17 protein-coding genes are annotated in these 17,118 nt (G+C 74.3%); 5 read left to right on the top strand and 12 right to left on the bottom strand.

Features of this window, described 5'->3' with window-relative positions:
- Positions 1–2 precede the first annotated feature (2 nt).
- Positions 3–1,364, top strand: coding sequence for a geranylgeranyl reductase family protein (locus tag ACFXGN_RS16980; protein ID WP_384859794.1), 1,362 nt, complete (start codon positions 3–5; stop codon positions 1,362–1,364).
- 105 nt (positions 1,365–1,469) lie between these two features.
- Here ACFXGN_RS16980 and ACFXGN_RS16975 read toward each other — a convergent pair whose 3' ends face one another.
- Positions 1,470–1,922, bottom strand: a complete 453-nt coding sequence (locus tag ACFXGN_RS16975) for a nitroreductase family deazaflavin-dependent oxidoreductase (protein WP_384859792.1) — start codon at positions 1,920–1,922, stop codon at positions 1,470–1,472.
- Positions 1,923–2,208: 286 nt separating this feature from the next.
- Here ACFXGN_RS16975 and ACFXGN_RS16970 point away from each other — a divergent pair, with 286 nt between their 5' ends.
- Complete coding sequence (locus ACFXGN_RS16970; RefSeq protein ID WP_384859321.1) at positions 2,209–2,904, top strand: TetR/AcrR family transcriptional regulator; 696 nt, start codon at positions 2,209–2,211, stop codon at positions 2,902–2,904.
- Positions 2,905–3,184: 280 nt separating this feature from the next.
- Here the strand turns inward: ACFXGN_RS16970 and ACFXGN_RS16965 are convergent, their stop codons facing one another.
- Positions 3,185–4,198 (bottom strand): zinc-binding dehydrogenase, encoded by a 1,014-nt coding sequence (locus tag ACFXGN_RS16965; RefSeq protein ID WP_384859318.1) that lies wholly within the window; start codon positions 4,196–4,198, stop codon positions 3,185–3,187.
- A 119-nt stretch (positions 4,199–4,317) separates the two neighbouring features.
- Here ACFXGN_RS16965 and ACFXGN_RS16960 point away from each other — a divergent pair, with 119 nt between their 5' ends.
- Positions 4,318–4,917, top strand: a complete 600-nt coding sequence (locus ACFXGN_RS16960) for a TetR/AcrR family transcriptional regulator (protein ID WP_384859315.1) — start codon at positions 4,318–4,320, stop codon at positions 4,915–4,917.
- Between the two features lie 168 nt (positions 4,918–5,085).
- Positions 5,086–6,606, top strand: a complete 1,521-nt coding sequence (locus ACFXGN_RS16955) for an MFS transporter (RefSeq protein WP_384859313.1) — start codon at positions 5,086–5,088, stop codon at positions 6,604–6,606.
- 139 nt (positions 6,607–6,745) lie between these two features.
- On the opposite strand, the gene ACFXGN_RS16950 is transcribed toward ACFXGN_RS16955, so the two are convergent.
- The 8 genes from ACFXGN_RS16950 to ACFXGN_RS16915 form a co-directional block, all read right to left on the bottom strand.
- Positions 6,746–9,514: a hypothetical protein gene (locus tag ACFXGN_RS16950; protein WP_384859310.1), complete on the bottom strand. Its 2,769-nt coding sequence runs from the start codon at positions 9,512–9,514 to the stop codon at positions 6,746–6,748.
- Between the two features lie 337 nt (positions 9,515–9,851).
- Positions 9,852–9,977 carry a hypothetical protein gene (locus ACFXGN_RS16945; protein WP_384859308.1) on the bottom strand — a complete coding sequence of 42 codons (126 nt, stop codon included), beginning with the start codon at positions 9,975–9,977 and terminating at the stop codon, positions 9,852–9,854.
- Positions 9,978–10,069: 92 nt separating this feature from the next.
- Complete coding sequence (locus tag ACFXGN_RS16940) at positions 10,070–10,537, bottom strand: hypothetical protein (RefSeq protein ID WP_384859306.1); 468 nt, start codon at positions 10,535–10,537, stop codon at positions 10,070–10,072.
- A gap of 74 nt (positions 10,538–10,611) precedes the next feature.
- Positions 10,612–11,187, bottom strand: coding sequence for a hypothetical protein (locus tag ACFXGN_RS16935; RefSeq protein WP_384859304.1), 576 nt, complete (start codon positions 11,185–11,187; stop codon positions 10,612–10,614).
- Positions 11,184–12,575: a hypothetical protein gene (locus tag ACFXGN_RS16930; RefSeq protein WP_384859302.1), complete on the bottom strand. Its 1,392-nt coding sequence runs from the start codon at positions 12,573–12,575 to the stop codon at positions 11,184–11,186. Before ACFXGN_RS16930 ends, ACFXGN_RS16935 begins: the two co-directional genes overlap by 4 nt.
- A complete protein-coding gene (locus ACFXGN_RS16925; RefSeq protein WP_384859300.1) occupies positions 12,572–13,381 on the bottom strand; it encodes an ABC transporter ATP-binding protein in 810 nt (269 codons plus the stop codon). Before ACFXGN_RS16925 ends, ACFXGN_RS16930 begins: the two co-directional genes overlap by 4 nt.
- A 216-nt stretch (positions 13,382–13,597) precedes the next feature.
- Positions 13,598–14,410: a zf-HC2 domain-containing protein gene (locus tag ACFXGN_RS16920; protein ID WP_384859297.1), complete on the bottom strand. Its 813-nt coding sequence runs from the start codon at positions 14,408–14,410 to the stop codon at positions 13,598–13,600.
- Entirely contained in the window at positions 14,407–14,910 is a 504-nt protein-coding gene (locus ACFXGN_RS16915) for an RNA polymerase sigma factor (protein WP_384859789.1), read from the bottom strand. The genes ACFXGN_RS16920 and ACFXGN_RS16915 overlap by 4 nt, the downstream gene beginning before the upstream one ends.
- Positions 14,911–15,122: 212 nt before the next feature.
- Here ACFXGN_RS16915 and ACFXGN_RS16910 point away from each other — a divergent pair, with 212 nt between their 5' ends.
- Positions 15,123–15,461: a thioredoxin family protein gene (locus ACFXGN_RS16910; protein ID WP_384859295.1), complete on the top strand. Its 339-nt coding sequence runs from the start codon at positions 15,123–15,125 to the stop codon at positions 15,459–15,461.
- Positions 15,462–15,613: 152 nt separating this feature from the next.
- Here the strand turns inward: ACFXGN_RS16910 and ACFXGN_RS16905 are convergent, their stop codons facing one another.
- Positions 15,614–15,829 carry a ferredoxin gene (locus ACFXGN_RS16905; RefSeq protein WP_384859293.1) on the bottom strand — a complete coding sequence of 72 codons (216 nt, stop codon included), beginning with the start codon at positions 15,827–15,829 and terminating at the stop codon, positions 15,614–15,616.
- A 5-nt stretch (positions 15,830–15,834) separates the two neighbouring features.
- Positions 15,835–17,025 carry a cytochrome P450 gene (locus ACFXGN_RS16900; protein WP_384859290.1) on the bottom strand — a complete coding sequence of 397 codons (1,191 nt, stop codon included), beginning with the start codon at positions 17,023–17,025 and terminating at the stop codon, positions 15,835–15,837.
- Positions 17,026–17,118: the final 93 nt, after the last annotated feature.

Raw genomic sequence — 17,118 nt, 5'->3', positions numbered from 1 at the left:
ACGTGTGGGACGTCGTGGTCGTCGGCGCCGGACCGGCCGGAGCCTCCGCCGCCTACGCCGCGGCGGTCGCGGGCCGCCGCGTCCTGCTCCTGGAGAAGTCGGAGCTGCCCCGCTACAAGACCTGCGGCGGCGGCATCATCGGCCCCTCCCGCGACTCCCTGCCGCCCGGCTTCGAACTGCCCCTCCAGGACCGGGTGCACGCCGTCACCTTCTCCCTCGACGGACGCTTCGCCCGCACCCGCCGCTCGCGCCGGATGCTCTTCGGTCTCATCAACCGGCCCGAGTTCGACGCCCAGTTGGTGGAGCACGCCCAGAAGGCCGGTGCCGAGCTGCGCACCGGCGCGACCGTGAGCCGGGTGGAGCAGCACGGCCCGGCGGTGCCGGACCGGCGCACGGTCGCCGTGGTCCTCGCCGACGGCGAGACCGTCCTCGCGCGCGCGGTCGTCGGGGCCGACGGCAGCGCCAGCCGGATAGGCGCTCATGTGGGGGTGAAGCTCGGGCAGGTCGACCTGGGCCTGGAGGCGGAGATCCCGGTGCCCCCGTCGGTGGCCGAGGACTGGAAGGGCCGGGTCCTCATCGACTGGGGTCCGATGCCCGGCAGCTACGGCTGGGTCTTCCCCAAGGGCGACACGCTCACCGTCGGCGTCATCTCGGCGCGCGGCGAGGGCGCCGCGACCAAGCGGTACATGGAGGACTTCGTCGCCCGGCTCGGCCTGTCAGGCTTCGAGCCCGCCCTCTCCTCCGGCCATCTGACGCGCTGCCGCACCGACGACTCGCCGCTCTCCCGTGGCCGGGTCCTGGTCTGCGGCGACGCGGCCGGTCTGCTGGAGCCGTGGACGCGCGAGGGCATCTCGTACGCGCTCCGCTCGGGCCGGCTCGCCGGTGAGTGGGCGGTCCGGGTCGCCGAGGCGAACGACGCGGTGGACGCGCGCCGCCAGGCACTGAACTACGCCTTCGCCATCAAGGCGGGCCTCGGTGTCGAGATGGCGGTCGGCCGCCGGATGCTCGCCGTCTTCGAGCGGCGGCCGGGACTGCTGCACGCGGCGATCACGGGTCTGCGGCCCGCGTGGAACGCCTTCGCGGACATCACCCGGGGTTCGGCGACGCTCGGCGGCATGGTCCGTTCGAACGGCATGGCCCGGCGGGCGATCGAGATGCTCGACAAGCGGATGGACACCTCGTCGGGCGTGGGCCCCGCGGGCCGGGGCGTCAGCCAGCGGGAACGCGCGGCGCAGGAGACCGGGGACGCGGCGGACGAAGCCGTGCGGGGAGAAGAGCCGGGGACCGAGGGCGTGCGGGCCGGGGGCCCGGACGACGGGGCCGTGAAGGGCCAGGGCACGCCGGAGGCACCGGGGTCGGTCTGAGACCCACCCGGCATCTGAGACCCACCGGCAGTACCGGGGTCCCGGAACGACGGCAGGACGACAGTGGGACGAGTGGGGCGTACGGGCTCCACCGCGCCGGACGGCTCATGCCGCCGGAGTGGTGGGGCCCGTCGGCGTGACGCGGAAGACGGGGTGCTTGGGGGCGACGGCGCGCAGCTCCCCGTCGGAGGAGTCGGGGCCGACCCCGCCGAAGAAGACGCCGACCTCGGCCTTCCAGCGCTTGAGGTAGGCGCGCAGCAGGACGGGCTTGTCGTCGTCGGCGACCTCGACGGCGGTGAACTCCTGCACGTGCTTGCCGAGGATCAGCTGTCCGCCGCCCGCCGCCCGCATGTTGTGGGTCCACTGGACGTGTCCCCGGGGGGCCACGAGGTAGCGGGTTCCGTCCACCGTGAGCAGATTGACGGGGGTGCGGCGCCACTCACCGCTCTTGCGGCCACGGACCGCCAGCACACGGGAGCCCCAGACGCTGACGCCCCGGCGGGTGGCCCAGGCGACCGCGCGGTTGAGGACGTGGACGGTGAACCAGCCGGGCTTCATGACGTGGGCGGCGGCGGTGGTGGAGCCGGAGGCCGAGCCTGTGCTGGAGCCGGAACCGGAGCTGGGGCCGGTGGGCTGGGGGGAGTGGGCGGGCATGTCGTCCTCCTGGGGTGTCGGGGCGGGGCGGCCACAGGGTGGGCCGGGGGCCGGGTGACCTGGGGCATCGCGAGGCATAAACCGTGAGCACTGCTCTCGCTTGAGATCAGTGTGCACCTTCCGCCGTCCACATTCAAGAGCACTGCTCTCGTTTCGTATCGGTGCTCTGAAAGTGGTTACACTGCTCTCCATGACGACCGTCCGAGGAGCCCGCGCCCGCGCCCGTATCGAGATCACCGCCGCCATCAAGGACGAGGCGCGCGCCCAGCTCGCCGCCGAAGGCGCCGCGAAACTGTCCCTGCGGGCCGTCGCCCGCGAGCTCGGCATGGTGTCCTCCGCGCTCTACCGCTACTTCCCGAGCCGCGACGACCTCCTCACGGCCCTCATCGTCGACGCCTACGACGCCGTCGGCGCCGCCGCCGAACTGGCCCTCGCCGAGACCACCGCCCAGCGGCCCCTGGACCGCTGGACCGCCGTCTGCCGTGCCGTCCGGAGCTGGGCCCTCGCCCATCCGCACGAGTACGCCCTGATCTACGGCTCCCCGGTCCCCGGCTACACGGCCCCCCAGGACACCGTCGTGCCCGCCGCCCGCGTCGGCCTCGCCCTCGTCGGCATCGCCCGCCGCGCCCAGGAGGGCGAGGGCGTCGCGCTCCCGCCGCTCCCCGAGGCCCTCCGGCCCGAGGCCGCCCGCCTCGCCGCCGACATCGCCCCCGACCTCCCCCCGGCGCTCGCCGTGGCCCTCGTCGCCGCCTGGTCGCAGCTCTTCGGCCTCATCTCCTTCGAGGTCTTCGGTCAGTTCCACCGGGTCGTCGAAGACCGCGACACCTTCTTCGCCACCGCCGCCCGCCGCCTGGGCCAGGACGTGGGCCTGCTGCCGCGCGGCTGACGCTCCGACAGCCGCGCCCCCACCCGCGCCCCCACCCGCGCCCCCACCCACGCCCGCACCCGTCCCCCGCCGTCCCGTCCCGGGCCTCCGGCGGCGTGCTCCCGTACCGGCCCGTCCGCTCCGCCGGGAGCACGGGTGGCCACCCCGCCGGGCTGACGCCCCGGGGTCCGGGCGCGGCTGGCGTGGCGGACATGGACCAGGAGCCGATGGACGGGCCCCGGCGCCTGCGGGGCTGACGCCCCCGGCCCTCGGTGCCCGTGCTCCCTGAGTGGGGGCCCGGTCAGGGGCGCAGGATCAGACGGATCGGGTCGCCGGTCTTGTTCTCCAGGCGCCGGACCGCCTCGGCGGCCTCCGCGAGCGGCAGTTCGCCGCTGATGGACCCGGAGAAGTCCAGCCGCCCGCCCTGGACCAGGGCCAGCAGCTGCGGGAGCGCGACCGGCATGTCGGAGCCGTAGTGGCCGAGGACGCGCTGCTGGAGGTAGCTGAAGCGGGTGCCGTCGGCGATGGCCAGCGGCTTGTCGGTGAGGCCCACCAGGACCAGCCTGCCCTTGGGGGCGAGCACCGTGAGGGCCTGCTCGCGGACGGCCGGCACCCCGGCGAAGTCGAAGGCGGCGGCGAGTCCGGCCCCGCCGGTGGCCCGGCCGATCCGCTCGGCGAGCTCCGGGTCGGCGGAGTCGAGCGCCAGGTCGGCGCCCTGCGCGAGGGCGCGCTCCCGGGCGGTGGGGTTGGGGTCGACGGCGACGACGGGGTACGCGCCGACGGCCCGCAGCAGCTGGACGGCGTGGACGCCGAGTCCACCGACGCCCCAGACGCCGACGGCCTCGGCGGGCTTCACGGCGCCCGTGTCGGTGATCGCTCCCCAGGGGGTGGAGACGGCGTCCGGGATGATCGCGCCCTGGTCGAAGGGGATCGAAGCGGGGAGTTCGATGAGGGCGTCCTCGGCGGAGAGGGCGTACTCGGCCCAGCCGCCGTCGTAGTCGACGCCCCGGGTGTACGCGACGCCGTCGCGGACCTCGCCCGAGTAGAGCACGACCCGCTGGCCGGGAGTCCAGCGGGTGACCCCGGGGCCGGTCTCCGCGATGGTGCCGGACACCTCGTGCCCGAGGGTCACCGTGTCGTCGCGCAGGAACAGCGGGGTGAGGGTGCCGTCGATGAGGTGGGCGTCCGACAGGCAGACACCGGCGGCCTCCACCTTCACCATGACCTGGCCGGGGCCGGGCGCGGGCTTCGGCACCTCCTCGATCCGCAGCGTGCGGGTGGGGATGTGCAGTCGGGCGGCGAGCATCTGCTTCATGACGTGACCTCCTGATCGCGGCGGCGACCGGGGGCTGCGGGCCCCTAACGCAAGTCGCCTTGCAATGAAAGTATGCCGAGCGGCGCGATAAAGCAAGTTCCCCTGCGTTACGATGAGCCATGTCCTCGCCCGACCAGACCCCTCCGCCGCTGCGCCGCCGCGGGGCCCGTATGCGCTCCGCCGTCCTCGCCGCCACCGTCGACGTCCTCACCGAGCACGGCCTCGCCGGGACCACCGTCGGTGCCGTCGCCCGTGCCGCCGGGGTCCACGAGACCTCCGTCTACCGGAGATGGGGGACCAGGGAGAACCTGATCCTGGAGGCGCTGGCCGAACAGCTCGACACGGCGACGCCCGTGCCGGACACCGGGCACGTCCGGGACGACCTCGTCGCGTACTTCGGCTCGCTGGCGCGGCTGCTCGCGACGGCGCAGGGCGAGGCCCTGCTCCGGCTGAGCGCCGAACGCGACGACACCTTCCCCGACCACCGCCTCTCGTACTGGACCGAGCGCCTCGAACGGGGGGCCGTCATGGTCCGCCGGGGCGTCGAGCGCGGCGAACTCGCGCCGGGCACCGATCCGGGCCTCGTCATCGAGGCCGTCAGCGGCGCCCTGTTCACCCGCGCGCTCATCAGCGGCGCCCCGCTCGACGAGGACCTCGCCGCACACCTCGTGACCCTCGTGCTCGACGGGGCGGGCCCGGGCCCGACGGCCGGCTCCTGAAACGGCGCGGGGCCCCGCCCGCCGCTCCCTCGGGCCCCGCCCGGCGGGGGAACGGGGGAGGGGCCCGTACGGGTGGACCCGTACCCCGCCGGAGTCCTCCGGGTCGTGGGGCGGCGGCCGCGGGCGCAAGGTGGGGCCCTCCGGACCACCTCCACGGGGAGAGCGCGCATGACGACGCCGGTGTCACCGGATCCGGACCGCCGCCCGGGTCCCGCCCCCGCATCCGACGGGAGCGGCTCCGCGACCGGTGGCGGCCGGGGCACGTTCACCACCGCCGTACCCGCCCGTCTCGACCGGCTGCCGTGGTCCCGCTGGCACTGGATGATCGTGATCGGCCTCGGCACCGTCTGGATCCTCGACGGCCTCGAAGTCACCATCGTCGGCAACGTCGCCGGGCGGCTCGCGGAGGAGGGCAGCGGTCTCGACATCACCGCCGCCCAGGTCACCGGCACCGCCGCGGCGCTCTACGTGGCCGGAGCCTGTTCCGGCGCGCTGTTCTTCGGACGGCTCACCGACCGGTACGGCCGCAAGAAGCTGTTCATGGTCACCCTGGCCGTCTATCTCGCGGCGACCGCCATGACCGCGCTGTCGACCGAGTCCTGGTGGTTCTTCCTCTTCCGCTTCCTCACCGGCTTCGGCATCGGCGGCGAGTACGCGGCCATCAACTCCGCCATCGACGAACTGATCCCCTCGTACCACCGGGGCCGGGTCGATCTCGTCATCAACGGCAGTTACTGGCTCGGCGCCATCGGCGGGGCCCTGCTGTCGATCGTCATGCTGGACACCGACGTCTTTCCCCTCGACGTCGGCTGGCGGCTCAGCTTCGCCCTCGGCGTCGTCCTGGGCCTGGTCATCCTCCTCGTCCGGCGGCACGTACCGGAGAGCCCGCGCTGGCAGCTCATCCACGGGCGCGCGGAGGAGGCGGAGAGACTCGTCGGCGCCGTAGAGGAGGAGATCGAGAAGGAGAAGGGCCGGAGCCTCCCGGAACCCGCCGGACGGATCACCGTCCACCAGCGCGGGAACCTCGGCTTCGGCGTCATCGCCAGGACCGTCTTCGCCCGCTACCCGCGCCGCGCGGTGCTCGGGCTGACGCTCTTCATCGGCCAGGCGTTCCTGTACAACGCGATCACCTTCGGATTCGGCGTCATCCTCTCCACCTTCTACGGGGTCCCCACCGGCAGCACCGGCTACTACTTCGCCGTCATCGCCGCCGGGAACTTCGTCGGACCGCTGCTGCTCGGCAAGCTCTTCGACACCGTCGGCCGCCGGATCATGATCTCCTCGACGTACCTCCTCTCCGGCCTGCTGCTCTTCGTGACGGCCTGGCTCTTCGGCCGGGGCTCCCTCACCGCCACCACCCTGACCGTCTGCTGGTGCGTGGTGCTCTTCTTCGCCTCGACCGGCGCCTCCAGCGCCTATCTGACGGTGTCGGAGATCTTCCCGATGGAGACCCGGGCGATGGCCATCGCCTTCTTCTACGCCCTCGGCACGGCGGCCGGAGGCATCAGCGGACCGCTGGTCTTCGCCGACCTCACGGGCTCGGGCGACGTCGGTGACACCGTCCTCGCCTTCTGCATCGGCGCCGCCCTGATGTGCGTCGGAGGCCTGGTGGCGGTCTTCCTCGCGGTGGACGCGGAACGCCGCTCCCTGGAGGACATCGCGGCCCCCCTCTCGTCGGAGCCCGCGTGACCGGCGCGGGACGCGGCCCCGCGCCGGGGGGAAGGAGCCACCGGGGGCAGGTCGTGCCGATGGCACCGGTCCCCGGGGCGGGGACCGGTGCCATCGGCCGGACGGTGCGCTCGGGCACCTTCCGCGAGGGGCGCGGGCGTCAGCGCAGGGGCGCGTCGGTGACCCGGCCCGTGAGGAGCGGGCCGTCCGGCCACTCGCCCTCCTCCTGGTAGATCTTCACCCGCATCCGCAGGGACTCCTCCGGCTCCGTCAGCGCGTCGGTGACGGTCGGCACGGACACCTCGGTGCTCGTCTTCCCCTCGGGGACCTGGACCCACAGGGAGGAGCCGTTCGCGGACAGCGGCCGTTCCGGGTCGGGGACGTCGCCGATCCCGGAGAGCCACTCCGCGTCGACGTCCTTCGTGGACAGCTCCGCCGCCCCCGCGTCCACCGGCAGCAGGTCCCACCGCGTCTCGACGGCGACCTCGGCGGGCTGGGAGAGCTCCACCTTCCAGACGAGCTTCCGGCCCTCGGTGACCGCGTCGGCGACCGGCGTCACGGTGATCGTGGGCAGCGGATCGTCGTTCTTGGCGAGCACACCACCGGAGGCGCTGCCGACGGCCACGCCCCGCACGGCCTTGACCGCGACCTGATGGTCGCGGTCGATGTCGTAGCGGGAGTCACCCTCGACCGTGAAGGACACGTCCACGGTGGAGCGGCCCGCCTCCACCGCCACCGTGCGGACCGTGGACACATACGTCTTCGGGTCCAGGACGGCGAGCTTGACCGTGCCGACGCCCTTGCCGGTGACGCGGACGGGCACCTGGTAGGTACGGGTGCCGGAGTCGCCCTCCTGGACCGTCAGCCGCCCGATGTCGATGCGCGGGAGCGGGACGGGGCGCACCGCGGGGGTGCCGGGGCGCCAGCCCCAGGCGTCCATCAGCCACAGCTCGCCGGGGCCGCCGCGCGGGACGAGTTCCAGCGAGCGCGTCCGCTCCAGGTCGACGCCCGCCGCGACGGCCGCCTTCAGCGGGACCCGGACCTCGCGCGCCCAGTGCGAGGCCGTCATGTCGGAGCCGGGAAGGCCGTCCACGGTGACCTGACCGAGCGTCACCCGCCTGCCGGCGGTGTCGGTGACGGCGACGTCGAGCGGGGTGTCCCGGGTGTTCGGCGGCACGATCACCCGCAGGGCGAGCGCGTCGGAGCCCGCCAGCGAGAAGGCGCGCTCCGGCGTCAGCCGGACCGGGGTGCCCGGCCCGGTCCAGCGGGCCGTGACGGCGTTGCGGCCCGGCTCGCTCTCGGCGGCCCTCCACGACGCGAAGTGCGGTGACCGGCCGGGGCCCGAGTCCGCCGGAAGGCAGGCCCGGTCGCCGCTCGTCGCGGTCTGGTCGCACACGCGTCCGTTCGTGACCGTGAGCGGGGCGTCGGCATCGATCGCCGGGGTGCGGGCGCCGCCGACGGCGTGGGTCAGCACCCGGGCGGGGTCCGCCGAGGGCGCGCGCAGACCGGAGCCGTCGAGCAGCGGGCGGACCCGGTCGTCGCCCGCGAGGAAGAGCCGCGCGGCGGCGGCGATGTAGGTGCTGCCCGCCGCCCGCTGCTGTCCGGCGGTCAGCCGTGTCGCGGACCGGGTCGAGCAGACCGGGTCCGTGTCACCGGGGGCGTCGTCGAAGGCCGGACCGTCGGCCTGGCCGGGCGTCCACTGGCTGTTGAAGAAGTTGTGGTTGGCGCCGACCACGTAGACCGCGCTGTGCAGCGCGGCGCCCTTGCTGACGCCCCGGGTGCCGTCGACGTAGATCTGGCCCTGGAGGTCGTTCACGTCTCCGTCGCAGCCCGGCAGGATCGTCAGGGAGGGCACGTCGGGCGTGGGGTTCTGGCCGAAGTTGGTGGGGCCGATCATGACGGTTCCGCGGATCCGCCAGCTCACCGGTCCCCGGTAGCCGTCCTCGGCGGGCGGCGGCGGGGACACGCTGTCCAGGGCGGCCCGGTTGACCCCCTCGCCGCCCCGGGAATGGCCGACCAGGAGGACCTTCGACAGGTCCACGGGCTTCGTCGCCCGCACCGGACCGGGGGCCTTCCCCGGGTCCGTACCCCATTCCGCCCAGCGGGCGAGGTGCTGCCGTATCAGGGAGGAGCGGGCCTGCGCCCCGAGGTCGGCCGCGCGGTTGTCCTGCGAGCTGATGCCGTTCGCGGAGAGGGAGACCGTCACATAGCCCTGGGAGGCCAGCAGCCGCTGGTCGTGCAGATGGCCGCGGTGGCTCGGTACCTCCTGGTAGCCGGGCTTGCAGGGCCAGTGCAGCGTGGGGACGTCGTTGCCGGGCTGGTAGCAGGTGGCGCCGCGCCCGTGGAGGAAGACCGCGAGCGGTCGCCTGCCCGGCGCGTCCGTGGGGCCGACGACCGTGGCGCGCATCTCCACCGGTTCGGCGTAGCCCGGCAGGCGCACCGGCTCCAGGGCGTACTCGCCGCTGGTGGTGCGGTACTTTCCGGCGACACCGGGATCGACCGGGTTCGCCGGGTACGGGGCCGGGGGCGTCGTCGCGGCCGACAGGCGCCGCTCGCCGGGAGCACGACCGGCCCCCGCGGCGTCCAGCCGCCGCGTACCGGCCACCACCTGGAGTTCGCCCACCGGCCCGAGCTCCACCCCGTCGAGGGGGAGCCGGAAGGTGCGCTGGTCGGGGGAGGCCTGCGGGACGCCCAGGGTCCGCTTCCCCGAGCGGAACTCGATCAGGGCGCCGCCCACGCCCACGGGCTCGGGCGCGCTCCACACCAACTCCCCGGCCCCGAGCCGCCAGCCCTCCGGCAGCCGCTCCCCGGAGGCTCCCGCGGGCGCCCCGGGTATGGACGTGCCGGGTGGCTGCGCGTACGCCGGCGCACCCGCCGCCAGCGCCACGACCGCCAGGCCTGCGGCCAGCGCGCGTGAGACCTGTCCCACGATGGTGTCTCCTCGTCCTCGGTCATGCTCCGGCGCCCCGGGAATCCCAGGGGCGCCCTTCGTAACCGGTAGACGTCCGAACCCGCCGGGGGTTGCGCCTCCACCGGGAGCTGTTCGACCGGGCGGCGACTTCATGACGGGGACGACGACCTGCTGGACGGGGACGGCGACCCCATGACCGGAGTGCTTGGCCGGTACGTGGCCGTGCTTGGCCGGTACGTGGCCGTACGTGGCCGTACGTGGCCGTTCCGGCGGCGCGGCGAGGTGCTGTGCCGGGCGCCGCGCGGGTGGGGCAGGACCTGGCCGCCCCTGCGGGACCGGCGGCGTGGGACACGGGCTACGGCGGGACCGTGCGGACGGTCGAGCGCCCGCCTACGGTGCCGAGATCGGCACGGGCGCCGAGGTCCGCACGGTCGGTGAGGAGCGCGAGGCCCATGAGACCTGCGAGGTCCGCGAGGCTCACGATGAGTGCGAGGTCTACAGGGCACGTAAGGCTTACGGGCACGCGAGGCCTACAGAGACCACAGAGGCCACAGGACCCACGCGGGACGTCCCTCAGTCGTCGTAGAAGAAGAGTTCGAGGTCCTCCACGGACCCCGGCCCGGTCAGGAAGGCCTCCGCTCGGGCGATCTCCTTCTCCGGAGGCACCCGGCCCTCCCGGAGGAGCAGGGTCATCCATCTTTCGCCCTGCTCGCCGATCGCGTAGACGGCGGACAGCAGTTCGGCCATGCCCGCGGGACGCCCGGGGCGGTGTCCGACGACGGGCCGGAGCTCCCAGCCTCCCGCCCGCGCGGCGAGCCGGAGCACCCCCGCCCAGTTGGCGATCCGCCCGATCCGTACGTGCCATCCGTCCTCGGTGAACGGAGCCGTACGGCCGCCGTGCAGGGCGTTGGTCGCGGCCATGACGTCCGCCATCACCTGCCGTTCCACGGCGTCACGGACCCAGCGCCCCTCCTGCGCTTCCTCGACGGCGGCGGCCCACCACTCCCACGCGTCGTCCATCCGGTCCGTGAAAACGTCCATCCCGACAGCGTCCCACGCGCGGCCCCGACGCCCTCCGGGTGCGCCCCGGGCCCGCGCCGGAGCCCGGCCCCCGCCTAACGCCTCGGGCCCCCGACGACGTAGACCGTGGTGCCGACGACGGCCAGGACGACGGCCGTCCAGGTGGCGGCCTGCGCGCCCGGCTCCCGCAGCATCCAGCCCAGGACCTGCGAGACCGTGCCCGCCGAGGGCGGGGCGACGAGGGAGACCGACAGCCAGGCGAACGGCGGGAGCCACGCGTACGCGGCCCCGCCCCAGGCCGTCCCGGCGGCGACGAGCCCCAGCAGCCCCGCGCTGTTGCGCGCCACGAAGGAGAAGGAGACCGGCTGCCCGCTCAGCGCCTGCGCCGCCAGCAGCACCCCGCCGACGAACGCCCCGCAGAGCAGCAGGTGCGCCGCCCTCCGGGGCATCCAGCGGATCGCGGCCGTCCGGTCCAGCGCGAGGTCCTGCCCGCCGAGTCCGACCGAGACCGCCGTCATACCCAGGACGAGGACGAGCGTGGCGAGCCGTGGATCGTCCAGCCCTCCGCCGCCGAGCCGGGCGAGCACCACGACCGCGACCGCGCCGGTCAGCACGGCGGCGAACGAGGCGGGCGCCTGCCGCGAGCGCGCGTACAGCGTCAGCGGCCTCACCGGGCCCCACCGCCGTTCAGCAGCGCGAGCGGGTCGCCCGAGCAGGAGACCGCGGCGGCGTGCGCGGCGACGATCCGGCGCCGCTGCTCGTCCCGGGGCAGCACGGCGAACCTCTTCCACACCGGGCGGGTCAGGTCCTCCTGGTCCTTCGCCGTGAACATGGTCCCGTCGAGCGGGCGCGGCTCCTCCCCGAAGACCCAGGCGGTCACGACGGCCTGGGCGGCGGCCTCCTCATGGGTGCCGCTCTCGACGGTGCTGCGGGGGCGGCACAGCGGGACCAGGCCCTGACCGACCAGGGCCCGGGTCAGCCGCTCGCCCTCGGCCTCGCCGATCGTCCGGTCGCCGAAGTCGACGAGTACGGAGTCGCGCGGACGCTCCGGTGTGCCGCCGATCGCCCGGGGCACGGTGGTCTCGCGGACCGCGACGGGCGCCCGGTCGCCCAGGGAGTCGCGCAGCAGCCGCAGCGCCTCCCCGCCGGGGCCCGCCAGAGTACCGAGGCGCGCCTCCCGGGCGGCCGTCACGCACACCGGCCCGTCGCACACCTGCGCCGCCGCGGCCCGGTCGACGACATGGGTGTCGCGGGGGTCGGCCGGGAGCACGAGCAGGGCGAGGGCCCCGCCCGCCAGCAGGGGGACGAGGGCCAGCAGCCGGGTGCGCGGGCGGGCGGCGGCCAGCAGAGCCAGGCCCGTACCGGCCATGCCGAGCAGCCAGAGCGTCTGCCCGAGGTGGACGGGGAAGGAGAGCGTGAGCAGGGTGTCGCGCACGTCCGCCACCGGGGGCGACAGCAGCGAGAGGGGGTTCGGCGCGGCGGACGTCGGCAGCACGTGGTCCGAACTCTGGACCTGGCGGAGGAAGTTGACGAAGAGGAAGGCGCTCACGGCCAGCACGGGCGGTGTGAGGACGGAGGGCAGGGTCCGGGCGGTCCCCATGCCCAGGGCCGCGCCGGCGGCCAGCGCGAGCGCCGCCACCAGGGAGATGGGCAGCCAGCCCGGATGGGTGTAGGAGGCGTCTCCGGCGAGGACCCGCACCGCGCCCACGAGGACGAGCAGCGCGAAGGCCGAGACCAGCGCGAAGGCCGTCGTGCCCGCCAGGAGGGCCGCGCGGTGCCGGGCGGGCCGAGGGGTGCTGGTCAGCAGTTCGGACATCTTCGAGCGGTGGTCGCGCAGCCCCTGGAGCGCCCCGAGCCCCACCGCGATCGGCCACAGGAAGATCAGCAGGTGCCGGGTCCACAGGGCCATGGAGGTCCACTGGGCCGTCCAGAGCGTGCTGCCCTGTGCCCACGGTCCGGGGACGAGGTGCAGGAACGCGAGCGCGGCCACCAGGACGACGGCCCCGGCCCACACGGCGACGGAACGCCTCAGCTCGATGAGCGGGATACGGAGGTTCACCAGGCACCCTTCGTCTGTACGGGGTCGGCCAGCAGCGCCGAGTAGCCGCGCTCCAGGGGGCTGTCGCCCACGTGTTCCGGACCGCCCGCGGCGGCCAGCTCGTCCGGGGTGCCCTGGAAGACCAGCCGCCCCTCGGCGAAGAGCACCACATCGGTGCAGGCGGCGGCCACGTCCTCCACCAGATGGGTGGAGACGACCACACAGGCGTCCCCGCCCAGTTCCTGGAGCAGTTCGCGGAAGCGCAGCCGCTGCGCCGGGTCCAGGCCGACCGTCGGCTCGTCGAGGAGCAGGACCGACGGGTCGTTGACGATGGCCTGGGCGATGCCGGCCCGCCGTACCATCCCGCCCGACAGGGACTTCATCCGCTCGTCGGCGCGGTCGGCCAGGCCGACCCGCTCCACGGCGCGCTGCACCGCCGCCGGGATGTCCGGTCCCGGCACCTCCTTCAGCCAGGCCATGTACTCGACGAACTCACGCACGGTGAACCGCTTGTAGTAGCCGAACTCCTGCGGCAGATAGCCGATCCGGCGGCGCAGCGCCCGGTACTCGCCCAGCCCGCCCGCGGACTCCCCGAGCAGTTCCAGGGTGCCCCCGGCGGGGCGCAGCACGGTGGCCAGCGCCCGGATGAGGGTGGTCTTGCCCGCCCCGTTGGGGCCGAGGAGACCGTGCACGCCGGTCCCCAGGAACAGATCGAGCCCGTCGACGGCCATCCGGTTCCTGCCGACCTTCACCTTCAGCCCGGTCGCCCGGATCTCCCAGGCGTAGGCCGTGGGGGCGATGTCGGCCCTGCTCACTGCGGGCATCATGCGCTTCCTCTTCTTGCGGGGGTCCCGGGGGGTCCCGGGGCCCTGGAGATCTCGGACATGTCGGAGATCTCGGGTGAACCGGGGGAATCTCCCGGGAATCTCAGGTGGTCTCGGGGTCATGGAGTGATGGGGTCATGGAGGTCGGAGGGATTTCCGGGCGCTCCGGGGATTCGGGGGATTCGTAGGACTGCGGGGGTTCCGGGTTCTCCCGGGAGTTCACCGGTGGGCTCCCGGCACGGTGTACGCGCCCCTGCGGGCGATCACCACGCCGACGCCGAGCGCGAGGGCCAGCCCCCACAGCGGCAGGGTGTCCGTCCTCAGGACGAGGGCCACGCTGTCGGTGACGAGGACCGGTACCAGCACGGCGACCCACGCGGTCACCAGGGCGACGGCGGCGCGGACCGTCCCGATGAGCCCGCCGAGCGCCAGGGTCATCGAGGTGAAGGCCAGGCAGGGCAGCAGCCACTGCACGGCCGACACGCCCGTCGCCCAGCCTCCGGCCAGCAGGGCGGGGACGACCACGGCGAGTACGGAGGCGGTGCGCCGCAGCACCAGGTGCAGCCCCGCCCTCGGCGTGCCGGACGTCAGCTCGTACGCCGGGTCCAGGCCGCGCGACCACGAGGCCGCCACGCCGCACACGGGCAGGACGGGGGCGAGCAGCAGGAGCAGGGAGACCCGGCCGGAGCCAGGTCCCGCCAGGTCCATCACCAGGGCCAGTGCCGTCACGGCCAGGACCATGGCCAGCCACGGCGTCATGGCGGGCGTCGCCCAGGTCGAGAGGCGCGCGCGGAGCCGGCGCGGCGGAGCCGGGGCGGTCGTCGCCAGCAGCGGTTCGAGACCGGACCAGACGGCGGCGGTCAGCGCCGTCACGGCGGGCACCCCGGCCGTCAGGGCGGCCGACAGCCGGTCGCGGCAGACGCCGCACCCCTCCAGATGGGCCTCCAGGGCCCACACCTCGTCCGCGACGAGGTCCGCCCCGCCGTGCGCGTATCCCTCGATGAGCCGTGCCGACGCGTGTTCCACGTTCATCCCAGCGCCTCCCGCATCACGATCCGGGCCCGGCGGGCGCGGGTCTTGACCGTCCCCTCGGGCAGTGCCAGCAGAACGGCGGTCTCCCTGACGGACAGCCCGTCCAGCACCATGGCCTGCAGGACGTCCCGTAGCTCCGGGGCGAGGCGCCGCAGCGCGTCCCCGACGTCACCGCCGACGGTGGACAGCAGCGCCTCCTCCTCGGCGGCGGGCGCCACGGGGTGCGGCGCGGCGGCCGGTGGCGGCTCCGCGTGGTGGGCCCTGCGCCGGAACGCGTCGACGAGGCGGCGGGCCGCGATCGTCCACAGCCAGCCGACGGCCGTTCCCCCGGTGCCGCTCCCGGCGAAGGAGCCCGCCGCCCGCCACACCGCCAGATACGTCTCCTGCATGACCTCGGCGACGATCTGCTGGTCGGCGCAGCGGCGGCGCAGCCGCACCGCCAGCCACGGAGACGTGCGCCGGTACAGCTCCTCGAAGGCGGCCCGGTCGCCCCGGGCCACCCGTCGGAGGAGCCCCTCCTCGTCCAGTTCCTGCGGCGCCGCCGCCCTCACTCGTTTCACACCTGCTAGACGCCCGGCGGGGACCTCAGGTTTTCCCGGGGAGGTGATCCGGGTCACAGGGCGGTACCGCCGGAGCCGGACGCTCTCGGGCGGCCGGTGCGGCGCGGGGGATGATGGGGGCGGAACGACGGAACACGAGGTCAGGAGCTTCCATGGCGAAGCGGGTTCACCAGCCGCGCGAGGACGCGGAGTTCGATTTCATCCTCAGGGCGAGCGGAGTCCCGGTCCTCGCGTACTTCACCGGGACATGGCCGAAGGCGATCGAGCCGTGCCGGGCGGCGGACCTCGTCATGGGCGGCATCGCCGACGAGTACGCGGGCCGTCTGACGGCCGTCCGCACCGACATCACGCGCTGCCCGGCCGCGACCGAGCGGTACGGGATCACCGGCGCCCCGTCCTGCGTCCTGCTGAAGGACGGGGCGCCGGTGGCCCACGGCACGGGCCCCATGACCACCGCCGAGGTACGGGAGTTCCTGGACGGCCACCTCTGAGCGACCCGTGGAGCGGTCCGTGGACGAAGCGGTCCGTGGAGGACGCGACCTGCGGAGGACCGAGCCGCGGAACCGAGCCGCGGAGGACGCGCCGTCCGTGGCGGGCGCGGTCCGTCCGCCGGTCGTCGTGACGCGGCCGTCCACGGCACGTCTCAGGGGCGCGGGGCGATCACCGAGGCACCGTCATGGACCGTGATGGCCTGGGCCGGGCAGACGTCGGCGGCCTCCAGGACCCGGTCGTCCGGGGCGACGGCCCCGGCGAGGGGCCGTGCGTGCTCCCCGTCCAGGGCGAACACCTCGGGCGCGATCGCCGCGCACATGCCGGACGCCATGCAGAGGCCGGGATCGACGCGTACGTTCCAGGGCACCGCCGTCACCAGCCGATCGGCATGACGCGCGGGCCGCGCACCAGCATCTCGGACTTCCAGGTGATGTCCCCCGCCAGCCGGAGCCGGGGGAAGCGGGTGATCAGCGCCACCAGGGCCTCCTGGAGTTCGAGCCGGGCCAGCGGCGCGCCGAGGCAGTGGTGGACGCCGTGGCCGAAACCGAGGTGCTGGTTGCCCTCGCGCGCGATGTCCAGCGTCCCGGGGCCGCTGAAGCGGAGCGCGTCACGGTTCGCGGCTCCCGTCGCGACGAGGACGGGCTCCCCGGCCCGTACGAGCGTGCCGCCGACCTCGATGTCCTCCGTGGCGTACCGGGCCTGGCTCGCGCCGCTGCCCAGGGGGACGAACCGCAGCAGCTCCTCGACGGCCGCGCCGATCAGCTCGGGCTTCCTCCGCAGCAGTTCGAGCTGGTCGGGATGGTCGAGGAGGGTGAGGGTGAAGTTCGGGATCTGCGACGCGGTCGTCTCGTGTCCGGCGACCAGGATGCCGACGCAGAGGTCGACCAGTTCGAGCTCGGACAGCCGGTCCCGGCCGTCGCGGGCCTCGATGAGGGCGGTCATCAGGTCGTCCCGGGGGTCCTCGCGGTGTCCCGCGATCAGCCCGGCCATGTAGGCGCGCAGTTCCTCGCGGTTCGCCTCGAACTCGGCGGCCGTCAGCGAACTCGTGGAGAGCGCCGCGTCGCTCCACACCCGGAAGCGCGGGCGGTCCTCGGTGGGGACGCCGAGCATCTGGCAGATCACCGCGACCGGGATCGGCAGCGCGTACAGGTCCACGAGGTCGGCCGGGGGCCCCGCCGCCTCCAGTTCGTCCAGGAGTCCCGCCGCGAGCTCCCGCACCTGGGGGCGGAGCCTCTCCACCTGGCGGACGGTGAACGCCTTGGCCACCAGGGACCGCAGCCGGGTGTGGTCCGGCGGATCCATGCTCAGGATGCCGCTGTCGTTGCTGCCCTCCGACTGGCGGGGCTCGTCCCGGCCGACCCCCATGGCCCGGCTGAAGCGCTGGTCACCGAGGACGAGCCGGGCGTCCGCGTACCGCGTGGCGAGCCAGGCCGGTTCACCGAAGGGGAGCTGGACGCGTAACAGGCCGGGCTGCTCGCGCACCCGCTCGTACTCCTCGGCGAGCGTCAGCCCGTCGGCGGTGTTGAAGGGGTAGGCGAGGGGTGCGGTGTCGGCTGTCGTCACTAGGGCCTCCCAGTTGTAAGCACGTGCTTACAACGCTAGGACCGGAGATCGGTGCGGTCAACGACCGTTTATGGCCGTTATCCTGACGGGCCG

This window comes from Streptomyces sp. NPDC059247 (genome assembly GCF_042754005.1).
Classification (GTDB): Bacteria; Actinomycetota; Actinomycetes; order Streptomycetales; family Streptomycetaceae; genus Streptomyces.
Note: the sequence above shows the minus strand (reverse complement) of the source record. Positions and strands in the feature narration are given on the sequence as shown.

Coding starts and splice junctions, on each gene's coding strand:
- ACFXGN_RS16975 (WP_384859792.1), bottom strand. CDS start 1,922: ATGAAGCCCGGCTGGTTCACCGTCCACGTCCTCAACCGCGCGGTCGCC.
- ACFXGN_RS16970 (WP_384859321.1), top strand. CDS start 2,209: ATGACGACCGTCCGAGGAGCCCGCGCCCGCGCCCGTATCGAGATCACC.
- ACFXGN_RS16965 (WP_384859318.1), bottom strand. CDS start 4,198: ATGAAGCAGATGCTCGCCGCCCGACTGCACATCCCCACCCGCACGCTG.
- ACFXGN_RS16960 (WP_384859315.1), top strand. CDS start 4,318: ATGTCCTCGCCCGACCAGACCCCTCCGCCGCTGCGCCGCCGCGGGGCC.
- ACFXGN_RS16955 (WP_384859313.1), top strand. CDS start 5,086: ATGACGACGCCGGTGTCACCGGATCCGGACCGCCGCCCGGGTCCCGCC.
- ACFXGN_RS16940 (WP_384859306.1), bottom strand. CDS start 10,537: ATGGACGTTTTCACGGACCGGATGGACGACGCGTGGGAGTGGTGGGCC.
- ACFXGN_RS16925 (WP_384859300.1), bottom strand. CDS start 13,381: ATGATGCCCGCAGTGAGCAGGGCCGACATCGCCCCCACGGCCTACGCC.
- ACFXGN_RS16920 (WP_384859297.1), bottom strand. CDS start 14,410: ATGAACGTGGAACACGCGTCGGCACGGCTCATCGAGGGATACGCGCAC.
- ACFXGN_RS16910 (WP_384859295.1), top strand. CDS start 15,123: ATGGCGAAGCGGGTTCACCAGCCGCGCGAGGACGCGGAGTTCGATTTC.